The sequence below is a fragment of the Serratia sp. Res13-Sevr-LER1-36-b genome, from assembly GCF_015673035.1.
GTDB lineage: Bacteria > Pseudomonadota > Gammaproteobacteria > Enterobacterales > Enterobacteriaceae > Chania > Chania fonticola_C.
Map to the genome: position 1 here is coordinate 301,200 of NZ_JADACK010000017.1, position 15,273 is coordinate 316,472.

General features: G+C 51.3%; 15 protein-coding genes and 2 pseudogenes. 11 read left to right on the forward strand and 6 right to left on the reverse strand.

Features of this window, described 5'->3' with window-relative positions; all coding sequences use genetic code 11:
* The 4 genes and pseudogenes from IMQ33_RS11435 to IMQ33_RS11445 form a co-directional block, all read left to right on the forward strand.
* Positions 1-1,230, forward strand: coding sequence for a DUF3383 domain-containing protein (locus tag IMQ33_RS11435; RefSeq protein WP_230326770.1), 1,230 nt, complete (start codon positions 1-3; stop codon positions 1,228-1,230).
* Between the two features lie 86 nt (positions 1,231-1,316).
* Positions 1,317-1,553 (forward strand): annotated as a pseudogene (locus tag IMQ33_RS26170) (hypothetical protein); the annotation flags it as partial.
* A gap of 4 nt (positions 1,554-1,557) precedes the next feature.
* On the forward strand, positions 1,558-2,670 hold the full coding sequence (locus IMQ33_RS11440; RefSeq protein WP_196062428.1) for a hypothetical protein: 1,113 nt from the start codon (positions 1,558-1,560) through the stop codon (positions 2,668-2,670).
* A 77-nt stretch (positions 2,671-2,747) separates the two neighbouring features.
* A pseudogene (locus tag IMQ33_RS11445) lies at positions 2,748-2,906 on the forward strand (translation initiation factor IF-2); the annotation flags it as partial.
* Between the two features lie 111 nt (positions 2,907-3,017).
* Here IMQ33_RS11445 and IMQ33_RS11450 read toward each other — a convergent pair.
* Positions 3,018-4,112: an acyltransferase gene (locus IMQ33_RS11450; RefSeq protein ID WP_196062427.1), complete on the reverse strand. Its 1,095-nt coding sequence runs from the start codon at positions 4,110-4,112 to the stop codon at positions 3,018-3,020.
* A gap of 649 nt (positions 4,113-4,761) precedes the next feature.
* Here IMQ33_RS11450 and pgpB point away from each other — a divergent pair.
* The 3 genes from pgpB (at position 4,762) to lapB (ending at position 7,380) form a co-directional block, all read left to right on the forward strand.
* The gene (pgpB, locus tag IMQ33_RS11455; RefSeq protein WP_196062426.1) at positions 4,762-5,526 is read left to right on the forward strand and encodes a phosphatidylglycerophosphatase B; all 765 of its coding nucleotides are present in this window, start codon (positions 4,762-4,764) and stop codon (positions 5,524-5,526) included.
* A gap of 372 nt (positions 5,527-5,898) precedes the next feature.
* Entirely contained in the window at positions 5,899-6,201 is a 303-nt protein-coding gene (locus tag IMQ33_RS11460) for a LapA family protein (RefSeq protein ID WP_196062425.1), read from the forward strand.
* A 6-nt stretch (positions 6,202-6,207) separates the two neighbouring features.
* Complete coding sequence (lapB, locus tag IMQ33_RS11465; RefSeq protein WP_196062424.1) at positions 6,208-7,380, forward strand: lipopolysaccharide assembly protein LapB; 1,173 nt, start codon at positions 6,208-6,210, stop codon at positions 7,378-7,380.
* Between the two features lie 91 nt (positions 7,381-7,471).
* Here lapB and IMQ33_RS11470 read toward each other — a convergent pair whose 3' ends face one another.
* Positions 7,472-7,759, reverse strand: a complete 288-nt coding sequence (locus IMQ33_RS11470) for an Arc family DNA-binding protein (protein ID WP_065685714.1) — start codon at positions 7,757-7,759, stop codon at positions 7,472-7,474.
* 153 nt (positions 7,760-7,912) lie between these two features.
* On the opposite strand from IMQ33_RS11470, the gene IMQ33_RS11475 reads away from it, so the two are divergent.
* The gene (locus IMQ33_RS11475; protein WP_161711938.1) at positions 7,913-8,842 is read left to right on the forward strand and encodes a LysR family transcriptional regulator; all 930 of its coding nucleotides are present in this window, start codon (positions 7,913-7,915) and stop codon (positions 8,840-8,842) included.
* A gap of 79 nt (positions 8,843-8,921) precedes the next feature.
* Here IMQ33_RS11475 and IMQ33_RS11480 read toward each other — a convergent pair whose 3' ends face one another.
* The gene (locus tag IMQ33_RS11480) at positions 8,922-9,182 is read right to left on the reverse strand and encodes a YdgH/BhsA/McbA-like domain containing protein (RefSeq protein WP_098930971.1); all 261 of its coding nucleotides are present in this window, start codon (positions 9,180-9,182) and stop codon (positions 8,922-8,924) included.
* A 327-nt stretch (positions 9,183-9,509) separates the two neighbouring features.
* Here IMQ33_RS11480 and pyrF point away from each other — a divergent pair, with 327 nt between their 5' ends.
* Together pyrF and yciH are read left to right on the forward strand one after the other, a co-directional pair.
* Positions 9,510-10,238: an orotidine-5'-phosphate decarboxylase gene (gene pyrF / locus IMQ33_RS11485; protein WP_024487003.1), complete on the forward strand. Its 729-nt coding sequence runs from the start codon at positions 9,510-9,512 to the stop codon at positions 10,236-10,238.
* 10 nt (positions 10,239-10,248) lie between these two features.
* Positions 10,249-10,575 (forward strand): stress response translation initiation inhibitor YciH, encoded by a 327-nt coding sequence (yciH, locus tag IMQ33_RS11490; protein ID WP_024529279.1) that lies wholly within the window; start codon positions 10,249-10,251, stop codon positions 10,573-10,575.
* A 147-nt stretch (positions 10,576-10,722) separates the two neighbouring features.
* On the opposite strand, the gene osmB is transcribed toward yciH, so the two are convergent.
* Positions 10,723-10,941: an osmotically-inducible lipoprotein OsmB gene (gene osmB / locus IMQ33_RS11495; RefSeq protein WP_024529280.1), complete on the reverse strand. Its 219-nt coding sequence runs from the start codon at positions 10,939-10,941 to the stop codon at positions 10,723-10,725.
* Between the two features lie 376 nt (positions 10,942-11,317).
* Here osmB and araD point away from each other — a divergent pair, with 376 nt between their 5' ends.
* Positions 11,318-12,013, forward strand: coding sequence for an L-ribulose-5-phosphate 4-epimerase (gene araD, locus IMQ33_RS11500; RefSeq protein ID WP_046808285.1), 696 nt, complete (start codon positions 11,318-11,320; stop codon positions 12,011-12,013).
* A 32-nt stretch (positions 12,014-12,045) separates the two neighbouring features.
* Here the strand turns inward: araD and IMQ33_RS11505 are convergent, their stop codons facing one another.
* A complete protein-coding gene (locus IMQ33_RS11505) occupies positions 12,046-12,792 on the reverse strand; it encodes a DNA-binding transcriptional regulator YciT (protein WP_024486514.1) in 747 nt (248 codons plus the stop codon).
* A 48-nt stretch (positions 12,793-12,840) separates the two neighbouring features.
* Positions 12,841-15,273 carry a formate C-acetyltransferase/glycerol dehydratase family glycyl radical enzyme gene (locus IMQ33_RS11510; protein WP_196062423.1) on the reverse strand — a complete coding sequence of 811 codons (2,433 nt, stop codon included), beginning with the start codon at positions 15,271-15,273 and terminating at the stop codon, positions 12,841-12,843.

A 15,273-nucleotide genomic window follows, 5' to 3' on the forward strand; every position in this document is an offset into this window, starting at 1 on the left:
ATGTCACAGGGTTTACCTGTATCTAACATCGTCAGCGTGACGGTGAATATGGCCTTGCGCGCTGCGCAGGGCCGAAACTTCGGGGCGCTCCTGATTGTTGGCGGTACCCCGGTGATCGACGGCAGCCAGCGCATGCGCACCTATACCAGCATCACGCAAGTCGGTGACGATTTCGGGATGGATGCGCCGGAGTACGAGGCCGCGAAGCTTTACTACCAGCAGGTGCCACAGCCGCGGGCATTGTTCATTGGTCGCTGGATCAAGACCGACCAGGCCGCGTTGCTGCGCTGCGGAATTTTGACACCGGCGCAGATGGCGATCAGCACCTGGGCGACGGTCACCGATGGCTCGATGAAAATCACCATCGATGGCACAGTCAAGACGATCACCTCCGTGGATTTCTCCGCGGAAACCAACTTGAACGGTGTGGCCGCTCGGATCACTGACAAGCTGACCACTGCGGTGGTGACGTGGGATGCGGCAAACAGCCGGTTCATCATCACGTCAAAATCTACCGGCGCGTCGTCAGCCGTCGGCTACGGCTCGGCAAACACCACCGGTACCGACATTTCCGCCATGATGAAAGCGGGCCAGAATGCCGGTGCCTTGGCCATCCCTCGCGCAGCTGCTGAAAATATTCAGTCCTGCGTCTACAAGCTGGCGGACATGTCCACAGGCTGGTATGGGCTGCAAATCGCTGATACGTCGCTCGTTGATGATGATGTCGTGAGCATTGCGGCGTTTATCCAGTCTGATGATATTTCCCGCATCTTCGGCTACACGACGCAGAACACCGCAGCCATGGATCTGGATATCACGGACGACATCTGCAGCAAGCTGAAAGCCGCGAAGTATGGCCGGACGTTCACGCAGTATTCCAGCGCCAGCCCGTACGCCACCGCGTCAATCTTTGGCCGGGCCTTCACCGTCAATTTCCTGGGCAACAACACCACAATCACCCTGAAATTTAAGCAGCAGCCGGGGATCGCCGCTGAGACGCTGACCCAGACCCAGGCCAACACCCTGACCGCGAAAAACTGCAACGTGTTCGTCAACTACGACAACGACACGGCGATTATTCAAGAAGGCCTGATGTGCAACGGCGATTTCTTCGATGAGCGCCACGGCCTGGACTGGTTGCAGAACTACGCGCAGAACAATCTCTATAACGTGCTCTACACCAGCACCACCAAGGTGCCGCAGACCGACCCGGCATCACTCGCCAGCTGACCAGCGTTAATAAATCGCTTGATCAGGGTGCGGATAATGGACTGATAGCGCCGGGCGTCTGGGGGGGTGTTCCGTACATCGCTATCGATAGCGAGGTTGCACAGTCTCAGGGGCGATTGAGTGAGACAGACCAGAATGGAAATCGGGTAGTTTTAGGCTCTCTCCAGCAACCAGCCAGCGTGGCTACTGATGGCGTGTATATCGTGAAAGCGATCGACTATACTGGCGACACAAGGGGGCAGGCTTGGTACATGGATATGATGTGTTTTGCGCGCGGGTCTGCAGATTTACAAACTAGCTCTACCGTTAACCGGACTACTTAACCGTATGAATATCAATAAACTTGTATTTATATATATAATATGTCAATCACTGGCAGGATGCGGATTGGCACAAAGGATGGAGTTAGATAGACAATATAAAGAACAGCAAAAAGAAACTGCGCTCTCTACTCCAGGAATGAAGGCTATTGAGTACCTTATAAAAGATGACAAGATGGTAGCAACCGAGGGTGGGAAGTCATTATGTCCAAGTGGTTGTTCAATTAAAGATGTAATAGATAAGGCAAATGCTACCCCCTTAGGGATAACTGCATTTTATGTTGCAGTACATAATTATAGTTGGCAAGCACCATCGCTGAATGATATAGGTGATCCAGAGATTCGAAGTACAACAGTAGCGGAAATACTAAATCGATATACTTTGATTTTTGGTACTGAATATTTATCTGATTCATCTCATGTTTCCGATTTGTATCGTGATTTCAGTATGAATCATGAGTATATTGGCCTTAAAAATGTAAGCGAATTAGACTTTAAAAAATCAGTCGGTGAATTATATAGGAAAAGGAGTGATCTAGTTGTCATGATTAACTCCATGAGAGATGAGGCGATAAATAATGCTAGGCAGATTCAAAACAAAAAAGTACAAGTTTACGATAAGGCTTATCCAGAGGTTCCCGTAGCTGGTATAGGTAATCTTGTATATAGTGAGAAGTCACCAGCGTTTAGAAAAGCACTTAACAGCATGCCATTTGTAACACGAGCACCAGGTACTAATGATCTGAGTCAAATTTATGCAAAGGTTGGGAGATACCATCTCACCCTAAGTCAAGTAATGATCTCAATAAAAGAGCAGTTAATGGAATGTCGACGCATTTCTGCATACTCAGGTTATGATTTGGAGAACCTCTGTTCCAATCAAATATCCAATGGGATATCGGTTTTTGTAAAAGCTATCAAGGATAAAAACACCCCGGACATGACAAAAAAAGCTGCTTTGGGGGAAGCTAAATTTGGTGGGTATATTGATTTCGAGCATGCTGCACGATTAATGGTTATGCATAACAAGCTATGCGAACAACAAGGCAATATGGGATATGTAACAATGGTAACCGTTGATGCTCCATGCAGAGATTATAAAGGTGCTGGCATCAATTAGCTTTTGCTTAAGAAACAGCATCACCACAACATTCATCAAGTAACCCGCTTCGGCGGGTTTTTTTATGGGGAAAGTTCATGCCCGTATCACTCCAATCTCAGATCGGCGGTAAGCAGCAGGCCGATCAAGCATTAGCCGAATCCATTTCTTCAAAAATACGCGTAGCCATCCCCGGCGTGATCCAGTCCTTCGATCCCGATGCCGCTGTACTCAAACGTTTGACTGCCGTCACTCAGGAACCGGGCACTGCAAGAACGCCGGGAACATCTGAGTCGACCAATGGTGCGCTTTTAACTTAACGCCGCCTCGGCGGTTCCTCGAAGCCGTAGTCCCTTACGGCTTTATTATTAAGCAGTTGTCGGTAATGATTTTAAATTAAATATTCTCTTATTAATAAGCATTGATGGTTTTTCTATTGTCTTGAAGCTTAAATATGCCATTGCGCTGGAAATAAGTATTGATATTAATATGTTCATGTAAGGTGAACTAGAATATATAGATGCGACAATTTGTTGAGTAGGAAATGCCCATAGGTATATCCCGTAAGATATGTCATGCTTAATTTTGATTTTTTGTAGCAAACTAATTGATGCGAAATAAAGTAGCGATACTGTGAAAAACAAATAAAATAAAGCTGTTTTAAGCTTCTCATCATTACATGTAAAGAATAAAAGTAATGATAAACCAGAAATGATAAGTAGTGAGTTTGTCGTAGCTTTGTCTTTTAAAATTGCAATAAGGCACCCTATCGAGAAGAACGGGTAAAGTAGATATATGCTAGGGTCATTTGATTTTGAAATCAGAATGCCTTTGAATGGTGTGAATGGCTCAACGAGTATAGCCAGTGAAACAAGGCCAATGAATATCTTTTTATATGGACCAAAAACCAAGCTGAAAAGATAAATCAGTAACAAATAAAAATATGCTTTTATTTCCATAGGTATGGTCCACAGCGAACCATTTACAGCATTTATATTATTGTTTTCAAAAACACCAGGAAGCGTGTATTGCACATCCAATTTTAATGTTCTCAAAACGTATAACCAAACATCTCTTGATGAAAAATAATCAACAAAGCTAAGGTTACTTAACCATGGGCCAATTAGCAGTGCTGTTATGATAATTGTAATAGCATATGCTGGGTACACTCTGAAAAAACGAGATCCAATATAATTAAGTATTTTACCGTTAGATAAAATGCTATTGGTAACAAGTAGTCCACTAATTAAAAAGAATGTCTTTACAGCAACTCCACCAAATGAAACGTAACTCAATAAAGTTAACTTGTATAGAATGTCATTTTCGCCAATGGCAGGAGAAATGACAAATGAATGAGAGTAGATGACGAAATACGCGCATAATATTCTAATTAAGTCGAGGTTGTTATTACCTCTATTTAAAAACTGGCCAATAGTGTTTGAGGTCATTAAAAGTATACTCATAGCATTTTTATACAAGTAATATTATCACCTGAAAAGCCTAAAAGAAACAGCCGCTGCGATGAGCCGTGATTTATCTCTTCTTTGGTGGCTCTCCGCAGCCGTAGTCTTTTATGGCTTCGAACACTTCTTCAAAGTTTGCGAATGGCTCTAGTAATGCCCGGTGCCATTCCCGCTTGTAGAAGACATCCAGCCAATACTGACCCTCGTCATCGAGTCACACGCAGAACGATTGACTTGAGTCAGGATCGGGAGACGGATAGGCCTCGTTTTCGTTCATGAAGAGAATGGCCAGTCCCATAATGGTTATCTTGCGCGTGCGCGGATCCCGATCAACCTGCGAATTGTAGCATCTGGGTGAAGTTTTCTCTGCTCGCCATCGCCATGCTACATTGAATGGAAATACCAGCAGAAAGTGAGCTCACTATTCTTCGTAACCATCTGATTTAATTGATGTGTATTATAGTGGTTTGTCGCTAATTGCTGTGTTATTTTTGATCTAAAATAACTATAATTAATTGATTTTAATTGTTATTGTTGTTAACTCTTTAGCTATTGTTGCAATAAGTCATTTATCTATCTAATTTCTCTTGTTTTGCTGAGTTAGCAAGATTGTTACACTGCGGGTTAACCACAGTGGAAGGATAATGGGATGTTAAAGATAGCAAAACGCACGGCGGGCGGAGCGATTGTGCTGATGTTGTTGCCGCTGGCGGTCTGGCTTTTTGGCTGGCACTGGCAACCCGGCGGTAATGACGGCCTGTTAAAAGCGCTGTTCTGGGTGACGGAAACCGTCACTGCGCCCTGGGGTATTCTCACCAGCCTGATCCTGTCGGCCTGGTTTCTGTGGTGTCTGCGCTTTCGGCTGAAAGCGGCGGTGGGGCTGTTCATCCTGTTGTCTGCGGCGATCGGGATTGGCCAGGCGGTCAAATCCTCCATCAAAGAGCAGGTACAGGCACCGCGGCCGTTTGTCGTGTGGCTGGAGTCGACCCATCAGATTGATGAAAAATACTTCTACTCGTTGGACAGGAAGCAGCGTAGCGCCCTGGTCAAAGAGCAGTTGCTGGACCAGGCGCTGGTGCCTGAATGGTTGAGCAAACACTGGCAGTTTGAAACCGGCTTCTCGTTCCCTTCAGGCCACACGATGTTTGCCGCTATGTGGGCATTGCTGGGGATCGGGCTGTTGTGGCCACGACGGCATTATAAAACCGTCGCGGTGTTGATGATTTGGGCGTTTGGTGTGATGGCGAGCCGCCTGATGCTCGGCATGCATTGGCCGCGGGATCTGGCGATGGCGATTGTCATTAGCTGGCTGCTGGTTACCCTGGCCAGTTGGCTGACTCAGCGTTGGTTTGGGCCACTCACCATTCCCCCGCAGGAGCAGCAGGAAATCGGCGAGCGGGAACGCGAAAATTGATTTCGCAGAGAAGGCGATGAAAACTTATCGTGACATTGTCACAAATCGCGGCTCCAACTCGGGGCCGCATCAACGCTGGTTTTTACCCTGCATTGCAATCTGTTCTTTCGCCCCCATATCTTATCAAACCCGTGTTTTTGAGAAGCTTTCTCATTAATTTGCTCAGGCGCTGCATTTCTTGCTGAATATCCCAGCAGATCTACGGTTTTATCGTCTGCCAGGGTTTCCCTGCTACGACGGGAAATGCTAACTTAAGTCATAGGGACGCCACTTAGCGGCAATTACCCGTGGGCTGCAAACCCTGTATTGGGTTCCGGTTTGTGGCCTTGAGGGTAGAGTTCATCCGATTCACTCGGCATTGCGGGAAAGAATGTGAAATATTTACTGATTTTTTTATTGGTTCTGGTGATATTCGTGGCTTCAGTCACGCTGGGCGCGCATAACGACCAGGTGGTGACGTTTAACTATTTGATTGCTCAGGGCGAATATCCGGTATCAACCCTGTTGGCCACCCTGTTTGGTGCTGGCTTTGTGCTGGGTTGGATTATTTGTGGGTTATTTTATCTGCGCACACGTATCGCTCTTGGGCGTGCAGAGCGGAAAATCAAAAGGCTGGAACTGCAACTCGAAGCACCTGTCGAGCCGGCACCGTTGCCCGCAGTCAGCAAGGAATAATCTGTTATGTTAGAGCTGCTGTTTCTGTTGCTGCCTGTAGCTGCCGCGTACGGTTGGTACATGGGGCGCAGAAGTGCTCAGCAGGATAAACAACAGGAAGCCAACCGCCTGTCGCGTGAATACGTTGCTGGGGTTAACTTCCTGCTTTCCAACCAGCAGGATAAAGCGGTCGATCTGTTTCTCGACATGTTGAAAGAGGACAGCAATACCGTTGAAGCCCATCTGACGTTGGGCAATCTGTTCCGCTCTCGTGGTGAAGTCGATCGCGCCATCCGCATCCATCAGGCCTTGATGGAAAGCGCTTCTCTAACCTTCGAACAGCGTCTGCTGGCGATACAGCAGCTGGGGCGTGACTATATGGCTGCCGGGTTGTATGACCGCGCCGAGGACATGTTCAGCCAGTTAATCAATGAAGAAGACTTCCGTGTTTCCGCGCTGCAGCAATTACTGGTGATCCACCAGGCCACCAGCGACTGGCAGAAAGCCATCGAAGTAGCAGAAAAGCTGGTCAAGCTGGGTAAGGAAAAGCAGCGCATAGAGATCGCACATTTTTATTGTGAGCTGGCCCTGCAGGCGATGGGCAGCGATGACCTGGATAAGGCGATGGGCCTGCTCAAGCGCGCGGCCTCGGCGGATAAACAGTGCGCTCGCGTGTCGATCATGGTTGGGCGTATCTTCATGGCGCAAGAGGAGTATGCCAAGGCGGTAGAAACGCTGACGCGCGTATTGGATCAAGACAAGGAGTTGGTCAGCGAAGCATTGCCGATGCTGCAGGAATGCTACCAGCACTTGCCTCAACAAGAGCAAGACTGGGCAGACTTCCTCAAACGTTGTGTGGCGGAGAATACCGGTGCCACGGCGGAGTTGATGCTGGCGGAAGTGATCGAGCAGAAGGAAGGGAGCGATGTGGTGCAGGTGTACATCAATCGCCAGTTGCAGCGCCATCCGACCATGCGCGTGTTTTATCGCCTGATGGATTATCATCTGGCTGATGCAGAAGACGGGCGCGCCAAAGAAAGCCTACTGTTGCTGCGGGATATGGTGGGCGAGCAGATCCGCACCAAACCGCGCTACCGCTGCCACAAATGCGGCTTTACCGCCCATTCACTTTACTGGCATTGCCCTTCGTGCCGGGCCTGGTCTTCGGTTAAACCTATACGCGGGCTAGATGGGCAATAATTGCGCCTCATCCCAACTCGGTCGGTTCCCTCTCCCTGTGGGAGAGGGGTAGCACTGAGTTAATGCTCATCGCCCACAAATTCATTTCGCCTTATTTTTTCTTGCTGCCTTTCGCGCCGCCTTTCAGCAGTTGGCGCAGCTTCTTCAGCTCTTTCTGGCTAAGAGGTTGTTCAACCTCCTCTTCGGTACCTTGGTTATCGATATCGTCATGATGCAACGGAGCTGCTTTCTTGCTGGCTTTGGCCGGGACTTCGAAGCTATGTTCCAGCCGTTGGCAAACCTCTGCACTCAATGAAAGCTGGTTCTCCAAGGCAACCGCCTTGATTTGCTCTTTCAGTGCCAGAGGGATCTTGATGGTCAGTGTCGATATCTCGCTCATTTTGCTGCCTTTTACGCGGGAGGTTACCATCAAGCTAAGTCAGCCGTGCAGATCTGTCTAGTGTGTAATAAAAATTTAATAATTTTGTAACACAAGTGAGCTACACAAACGCGCCACGCTTTCCTCATTTATCTGGTCGAGATACTATGAGCCATGACTGAACCCGATCTCAATTTACTTATCGCCCTTGATGCGTTGCTTGCTGAAGTCAGCGTGGCAGGTGCTGCGCGTCGTCTTGGTTTAAGCGCTTCGGCCATGAGCCGCACGCTCACCCGGCTACGCACCGTTACCGAAGATCCCTTGCTGGTGCGTGCAGGGAGGCACATGGTGTTGACGCCTTACGCTGAAGATCTGCGGGAACGTACGCAAAATGCCTTATTTGCGGCGCGCTCGGTGCTACGCCCTTCGGCCACAGAATTGAACCTAGCCACGCTGGAACGAACCTTTATCATTCGTGCCAATGAGGGGTTTGTGGAGGCATTTGGAGCTTCACTGATTGCGGCAGCGGCGAAGGCAGCGCCTTTGGTGCGCCTGCGTTTTTCGCCCAAGCCAGAGAAAACCTCAAAGCATCTGCGTGAAGGTCTGGTTGATCTTGAGATTGGTGTTTTGGGGAGCATGGGACCAGAAATACGCCTGCAGGCGCTGTTCAGAGATCGCTTCGTTGGTGTGGTGAGAGCGGGGCATCCGTTGACGCGGGAACCAGAGGTGACGGCCAGCCAGTATGCCGCTTTGGGCCATGTTGTCGCTTCCCGACGGGAACGTACCTATGGCCCGGTAGACGAAGCATTGGCTGAACTAGGTTTGCGGCGCAACATTGCTGCCGTGGTACCGAGTTTTCCAGCTGCCTTGGCCGTAGCTCAGGAGTCTGATTTGGTGGCGTTGGTGCCTGCCTCATTCCTGATCAATCAACCGGTGACCACTATTGATGGAGGCGTAGCGACACTCTGGGCTTTTGAACTGCCGGTAACCACCAGCCCGATTACGATATCGCAGCTGTGGCACCCACGTGCCGAGGCGGATCCGGTTCATCGTTGGCTGCGGCAATTGGTACTGAATGTCTGCCGCAAGTTGGTACCAGAATAAAAACAGATGGGATGTGGTTTCGTAGGGGATGGGCGCCGAATGCAGCGCCCGTTCAGATAATCTAGAGGGTGGCTCGAGCTTATTTATAGATGACCGCGTTGCCATGCAGCATGTTGTTACCACCGGCGGCGACAATACGGTAGCTGCTGGCGCCTTGGGCTTCGGCTTTGGCCGCCAGCTTGGCTTCCAGGCTGCTCAGCGTGGTAACACCGCTGGCAGAAACTACGCCAACTTCGGTCAGTTTCTGTGCCTGTTGCTGGCTGACCGGCTCAGCGGCAACGCTGGCAAATGAGGTTAGGGCCAGAACGGTAGCTGCTGCAAAATATTTGATGCCTTTCATGAGTATCTCCAATTTAGTTTTGAGGGTGAAAGTGTTTCCGCTTTCGATGTATTGAATAATAGAGCATTTATAAACGGATGAAATCGGATAGGCTTGAGCATGTTAATCAAATTATTTGATTAACAATTTACGCTTCTTTACCGCGTTTTACTCACCCTGAGTTAAGGGCGCAGGGGGTTATTGACAGTCGATGACCAACGCTGCGTTAACATTACGTAACGGCAACGGGTTGCGTGACTGGGATTTCCGCTGTCTGGCATGTAGAATGCGGCGGTCAGTTTTGCTGGCGGCTTACTCATCATGTCCATTTCACACAAGGTAGAAGCTATGAAGTCTGAAAATAATTCAAATAACAATGACTTAAAATCATCGCCCATCATCGTGGCATTGGATTACGCTGACCGTTCCGCCGCATTGGCCTTTGCCGACCGCATCGATCCGCAAGATTGTCGGCTAAAAGTGGGTAAAGAGATGTTCACCCTGTTCGGGCCTGAGATCGTTCGCGATCTGCATCAGCGCGGATTTGAGGTTTTCCTCGATTTGAAATTCCACGATATTCCTAACACCACGGCACATGCCGTAGCCGCTGCGGCGGAGTTGGGCGTATGGATGGTGAACGTACATGCCAGCGGTGGTGCTCGCATGATGAACGCGGCCAAAGAGGCGCTGCTGCCTTATGGCGCGGATGCACCGCTATTGATTGCCGTAACCGTTCTCACCAGCATGGAGGCGGAAGATCTGCGCGCTATTGGTATCGAACTCAGCCCGGCAGAGCAGGCGGAAAGATTGGCTCGCCTGACGCGCGACTGTGGCCTGGACGGCGTGGTCTGTTCTGCACAGGAAGCTTCACGCCTGAAAGCAGCCTGTGGCAATCAGTTCCAACTGGTTACCCCTGGTATTCGCCCTGAAGGCAGTGCCGCAGGCGATCAGCGCCGCGTGATGACGCCGGTGCAGGCCCTGGCCGCTGGAGTTGATTATATGGTGATTGGCCGTCCGATTACGCAATCCGCCGATCCAGCGGCAGCGCTCAGCGCTATTCGAGCCTCATTGGCGTAAGGAACCCAGCATGAATGATGATAATAGCCGCCTGGTGTACTCCACCGACAGCGGGCGTATCAAGCAGGAAGAAGCCAAGCCGGAGCGCGCCAAAGGCGATGGCATCGTGCGTATTCAACGCCAGACCAGCGGCAGAAAAGGCAAGGGGGTTTGCCTGATCACCGGTGTCGATCTGGATGATGCGGCACTGGATAAACTGGCTGCTGAACTGAAAAAGAAATGCGGCTGTGGCGGCTCGGTGAAGGATGGCGTGATCGAGATCCAGGGCGACAAACGCGACCTGCTTAAGCAACTGCTGGAAGCCAAGGGGATGAAGGTGAAACTGGCTGGTGGTTAATAATATGGATAAACGCTGCCGTAGTGAAGTTACTGCGGCAGCGCTCGTCAAAAACAACGTGTTAATAGACCTGAAAGTATTTTCGATTAGACGTCAAAGCATCAAGCTTTTGCTAGCCTATTGGCAGAGGTATCAGCAAGCCGCGGCTTATTTACTCACCTGGTGACCGATGATGCCACCAACAGCGGCACCGCCGACGGTCCCCAACGCGCTGCCGTTAGTCAGCACCGCACCGCCTACCGCACCTGCACCAGCACCAATCGCCGTGTTGCGGTCACGTTTAGACATATTCGAACAGGCACTCAGCGACAGAGCCAGGGTAATCACCACTGCGGCAGTGGCAAAACGTTGATTAATGATCATAATAAATTCTCCTTAAAATCGGCTATATGGAACGACTTAACTGGCATAGCACAGCTTTAGTATAGGCAGTAATCAGCAAACTGGCCTGAGACTGTCTTCCAGACGACCTTGAAATAAAAAATGGCATTTATTGCACAAAACAGGGCAATTAAAAAATCAGGGCGGTTTTTTCGCCTTGTTTCAGTATAAATCTCTGACGAGGGATAAATAGGGAAATAGTCTTAATTTAGCCCGGGTCGGCAGGCGATTATTCCGAATCAGCCGCCACACATCTTTGTGTATCCAGCAGAACTCTACGTGGTCTTTAGCGATCTATCCCATACCGCCCAGTGGCATGCCTGCTGACAATAGTCGCAGACCAAGCCACAAGGACAAGATCATGCTCAACGAACTGAAACAACAGGTGCTGGAAGCCAACCTTCAACTTCCGCGCCATCATCTGGTGACCTTTACCTGGGGCAATGTCAGCGCCGTAGACCGCCAGCAGGGGCTGATGGTGATCAAACCTTCCGGCGTTGAGTATGATGCCATGACCCGTGAGGATATGGTGGTGGTGGAACTGGAGAGCGGCAAGGTGGTGGAGGGGAGTAAAAAGCCTTCTTCCGATACGGATACCCACCGGGTGCTGTACCTGAACTTTGCTGCCGCGGGTGGGATTGTTCACACCCACTCGCGCCACGCCACCATTTGGGCACAGGCCGGATTAGCCATCCCCGCCTGGGGAACGACACATGCAGACTACTTCTATGGTGATATTCCCTGTACTAGGCTAATGCGGGACGAAGAGATCAACGGCCGTTATGAATGGGAAACCGGGCAGGTGATCGTCGAAACCTTCAAAGAGCGCGGGTTGGATGCTGCCCAGATACCTGCGGTGCTGGTGCATTCCCACGGTCCATTTGCCTGGGGAAAAGATGCTGACAGCGCGGTGCATAACGCCGTCGTATTGGAAGAGTTGGCCTATATGGGGATCTTTTCGCGCCAGTTAGCGCCTGGGTTGGGCAATATGCAGCAGACCCTGCTGGACAAGCACTATCTGCGCAAGCACGGTGCGCATGCCTACTACGGGCAGTAACCTCACCACGGGGCCGAAGGGCCCCGCAGCCGTTATTCGTTAACCAGATCCAACTTGATACCTTGCCGTTTGAGCAATTGCTGGTAGTCGTTGGCGATGCGTGAATCGGTGATCACCCGCCCAATCTGGCTCATTGGCTCCAATGGATTAGGTTGGATCTGGCCAAATTTTGACGAGTCGGTCAGCACAATGTTCTCTACGCCTTTGGCTAATACCGCATTGACCACGTCGGCACGCATCATATCCCGGCCGGTGAAGCCAGTTTCCGCGTGATAGCCATCCACCCCGATAAACGCCTTGCTGAAGTGCACCTGCTGGATACACATGCGGGTTAACGGGCCAACCACGGTTTCACTCTTTTTCTGATACATGCCGCCGAGTACGATCACATCGCAGTCGGTCTCTTTAAGCAGATGGGCGATGTAATGGCTGACGGTGATCAGCGTGACGCGCTTGCGCTCGGCCAGATAGCGGGCCAGTAAGGCGTTGGCACTACCGCTCTCGATAAAGATGGTTTCGCCATCGTTGACCAGCGATGCAGCATATTGTGCCAGCTTCTGCTTAAGCGTGAAGTTGGACATCATGCGGGCATCAACGTCGTCGCTTTCCAGCGCAACGGCAGAACCGTGAACGCGTTTCAGATAGCTGCGTTTTTCTAACAGATTAAGATCCTGGCGGATCGTCACCTCAGAAACGCCAGAGGCGCGCGCCAGCTCGCCAACGCTGATGCGCCTGCGGTCATTCACCAACTGCAAAATGGTTTGTTGTCTTGAATTCATAGCGGCCTGATAGGCGGCCACCAAAGGGTGACCGCAACGATTCACTGGTTAAAGAGTATGTTCGGTACGCGCGATAATGTCATCCTGCGCATCTGGGGATAATGCGGTAAAGAAGGCAGAATATCCAGCTACGCGTACCACTAAATCGCGATATTGGTCAGGATGTTGCTTGGCGGCCAACAGCGTTTCCCGTGACACAATATTATACTGCACGTGCCAGCCATGGTAAGCCTCGAAGAAAGTGCGCAGCATCAGCATCAGCTTTTCGCGGTCACGCGGGTTCTCCAGCGTGGACGGGTTCAGCTTCTGGTTCAGCAACACGCCACCCAGAATCGACTCGGTGGGCAGTTTGCTCAGCGAGTTGAACACCGCCGTTGGGCCTAGATGGTCGGTGCCGGAGGCCGGGCTAGCCCCTTCTGCCAATGGCGTATGCGCTTTACGGCCGTCTGGAGTAGCCATGGTGGCAGCACCAAACGGAACGTTGGCCGAAATGGAGGAGGTGCCCGCATAGTAGGTACCACCGATCGGGCCACGGCCAAAGCGGGTGTTGTGATACTGCTTCAGTTCGTCGATATAGGTCTGATAGGCACGTACCAGCAGCTGATCGACATCATCCACATCGTTGCCGTATTTTGGTGCCGCGTTGATCAAGCGTTGGCGCAGTTGTTCGCCGTCCAGGCCAGCAAAATCGTTAGCAAGAGCCTGAGCCAGCTGTTGCTGACCAATAATCCCCTGATCGAACACCAGCTTGCGTACCGCTTCCAGGCTGTTACCCAGGTTGGCGATCCCAACTTGCAGGCCGGACACCCAGTCATATTTCGCACCGCCTTGTTTGACGCTCTTGCCGCGCTCGATGCAATCATCTACCAAGGCCGAGCACACGATGTCGTGGGCATTTTCTTCCAGTACGGTATCGACTACGCACTCAATCTCAATCGATTTGCGGGTGTAGTAGCGGATCTGCGTATCCCAGGCCTCCAGCACCTGGTCAAACTGGCTAAAGTTGCCCTGAGACAGCCCCAGCTCCTGCGGTAGGAAAATCTTGCCGGAGGTGGCGTCACGCCCTTGCTCCAGTGCTGCCAACATCACGCGGGCAAAGTTGATAAAGCTCATCCCGGTACAGCGATAGCCCCACTTGCCGCCAACGGCGGTTTCGATACAACCGATAGCGGCATAATCGTAGGCATCCTGTGGTTCGACGCCCAGCTTGATAAACTCGGGGATCACGATCTCATCGTTGTTAAACGCCGGCATGCCGAAGCCGCAGCGGATCACCTGCACGCAGGCGTCGAGGAAATCATTACTGATCCCGGCGTGATAGCGCACGCTGAGGTTAGGCTGCGTTGAACGCAGACGGCCACAGGATTCCAGAATGGTGTAAGAGAGTGGGTTGACCGCGTCACAAGGCTGGTCATTGACCAACTTCTGGCCGCCGATGGTGACGTTCTGGTACAGCGGGCTACCGGCGGAAGCTTTGGAGTGCGAGCCGGAGCGGATCTTGTTCACTTCCAGCAATTTCAGCCAGCAGCTGTGCAGCATCTCGATGGCTTTTTCGCGCGGCAGGCTTTGCTCCAACTCCACGTCACGGCGATACCAAGGATACAGATATTGGTCGAGGCGGCCAAAGGATACGGAGTGACCGTTGGATTCGATCTGCAGGAACAGCTGAATGAAGTAACACAGTTGCAGCGCCTGCCAGAAGGTCTGTGGCGGTTGATGGGCGATCAGTTCGCAGTTGGCCGCCATGGTTAACAGCTCTTCACGCCGCCAGATGCGTTGCTCTTCCTGGGCCATTTCACGGGCCAACTGGGCAAAGCGCAGGATATGCTCGCTGAGGGCGTCTAGCGAGATGTCGATGGCCTTGAGGAACTGTTCCTTATGCAGGTCGTCCCAGTCCGTCAGGTGCAGGCGCTCACGGCGCTCAGATACTTTCTCACGCAGGCCATCCAGACCTTTTTCCAGCAACAGCGGGAAGTTGACCGCCAGGTGCGCATCGCCAGACGTCATGTTACCTTCGGCCTTGATGATCCCAGTAGCCAACAGGGCTTTCTGCTCATCTGTGAACATACCATAACAGCGATCCTGCACGGTCTGACCACGCCACCATGGACACAGGGTGTGCAATATCTTTTTATCCTGTTCGCTGACGGAGAAACCAGCGCCGGGGCGATCGGCCAACTCGTCAATTTCGCTTTCGATCCAACTGACGGTGTATTCCGGGAAGATCGGCGCGGCGCGAAGCTGGCTAGCCTGGTTACCGATAATCAGCTCATCATTCTTGATCCAGATGCTCCGTTTGGCCAAGTGGTTAGCCAACGCCATGGCACGCCTTACCGGCAGCGGCTTATCCTGATGCTGCTGGTATGTTTCGGTGTAGTGCTGGGCGCGTTCGGTGCAGACCGGTGGCTTGACGATATGGATCAGCGCGTTTTTATGCGCTAGCGTGCGTTCGGTCAGGGTAGTCAGATCCAGCGTTGTCAT

Excerpts from the sequence above, each read along its gene's own strand:
- IMQ33_RS11435 (WP_230326770.1), top strand. The coding sequence starts at position 1 with ATGTCACAGGGTTTACCTGTATCTAACATCGTCAGCGTGACGGTGAAT.
- IMQ33_RS11440 (WP_196062428.1), top strand. The coding sequence starts at position 1,558 with ATGAATATCAATAAACTTGTATTTATATATATAATATGTCAATCACTG.
- IMQ33_RS11450 (WP_196062427.1), bottom strand. The coding sequence starts at position 4,112 with ATGAGTATACTTTTAATGACCTCAAACACTATTGGCCAGTTTTTAAAT.
- pgpB (WP_196062426.1), top strand. The coding sequence starts at position 4,762 with ATGTTAAAGATAGCAAAACGCACGGCGGGCGGAGCGATTGTGCTGATG.
- lapB (WP_196062424.1), top strand. The coding sequence starts at position 6,208 with ATGTTAGAGCTGCTGTTTCTGTTGCTGCCTGTAGCTGCCGCGTACGGT.
- IMQ33_RS11470 (WP_065685714.1), bottom strand. The coding sequence starts at position 7,759 with ATGAGCGAGATATCGACACTGACCATCAAGATCCCTCTGGCACTGAAA.
- IMQ33_RS11475 (WP_161711938.1), top strand. The coding sequence starts at position 7,913 with ATGACTGAACCCGATCTCAATTTACTTATCGCCCTTGATGCGTTGCTT.
- IMQ33_RS11480 (WP_098930971.1), bottom strand. The coding sequence starts at position 9,182 with ATGAAAGGCATCAAATATTTTGCAGCAGCTACCGTTCTGGCCCTAACC.
- pyrF (WP_024487003.1), top strand. The coding sequence starts at position 9,510 with ATGAAGTCTGAAAATAATTCAAATAACAATGACTTAAAATCATCGCCC.
- yciH (WP_024529279.1), top strand. The coding sequence starts at position 10,249 with ATGAATGATGATAATAGCCGCCTGGTGTACTCCACCGACAGCGGGCGT.
- araD (WP_046808285.1), top strand. The coding sequence starts at position 11,318 with ATGCTCAACGAACTGAAACAACAGGTGCTGGAAGCCAACCTTCAACTT.
- IMQ33_RS11505 (WP_024486514.1), bottom strand. The coding sequence starts at position 12,792 with ATGAATTCAAGACAACAAACCATTTTGCAGTTGGTGAATGACCGCAGG.
- IMQ33_RS11510 (WP_196062423.1), bottom strand. The coding sequence starts at position 15,273 with ATGACAACGCTGGATCTGACTACCCTGACCGAACGCACGCTAGCGCAT.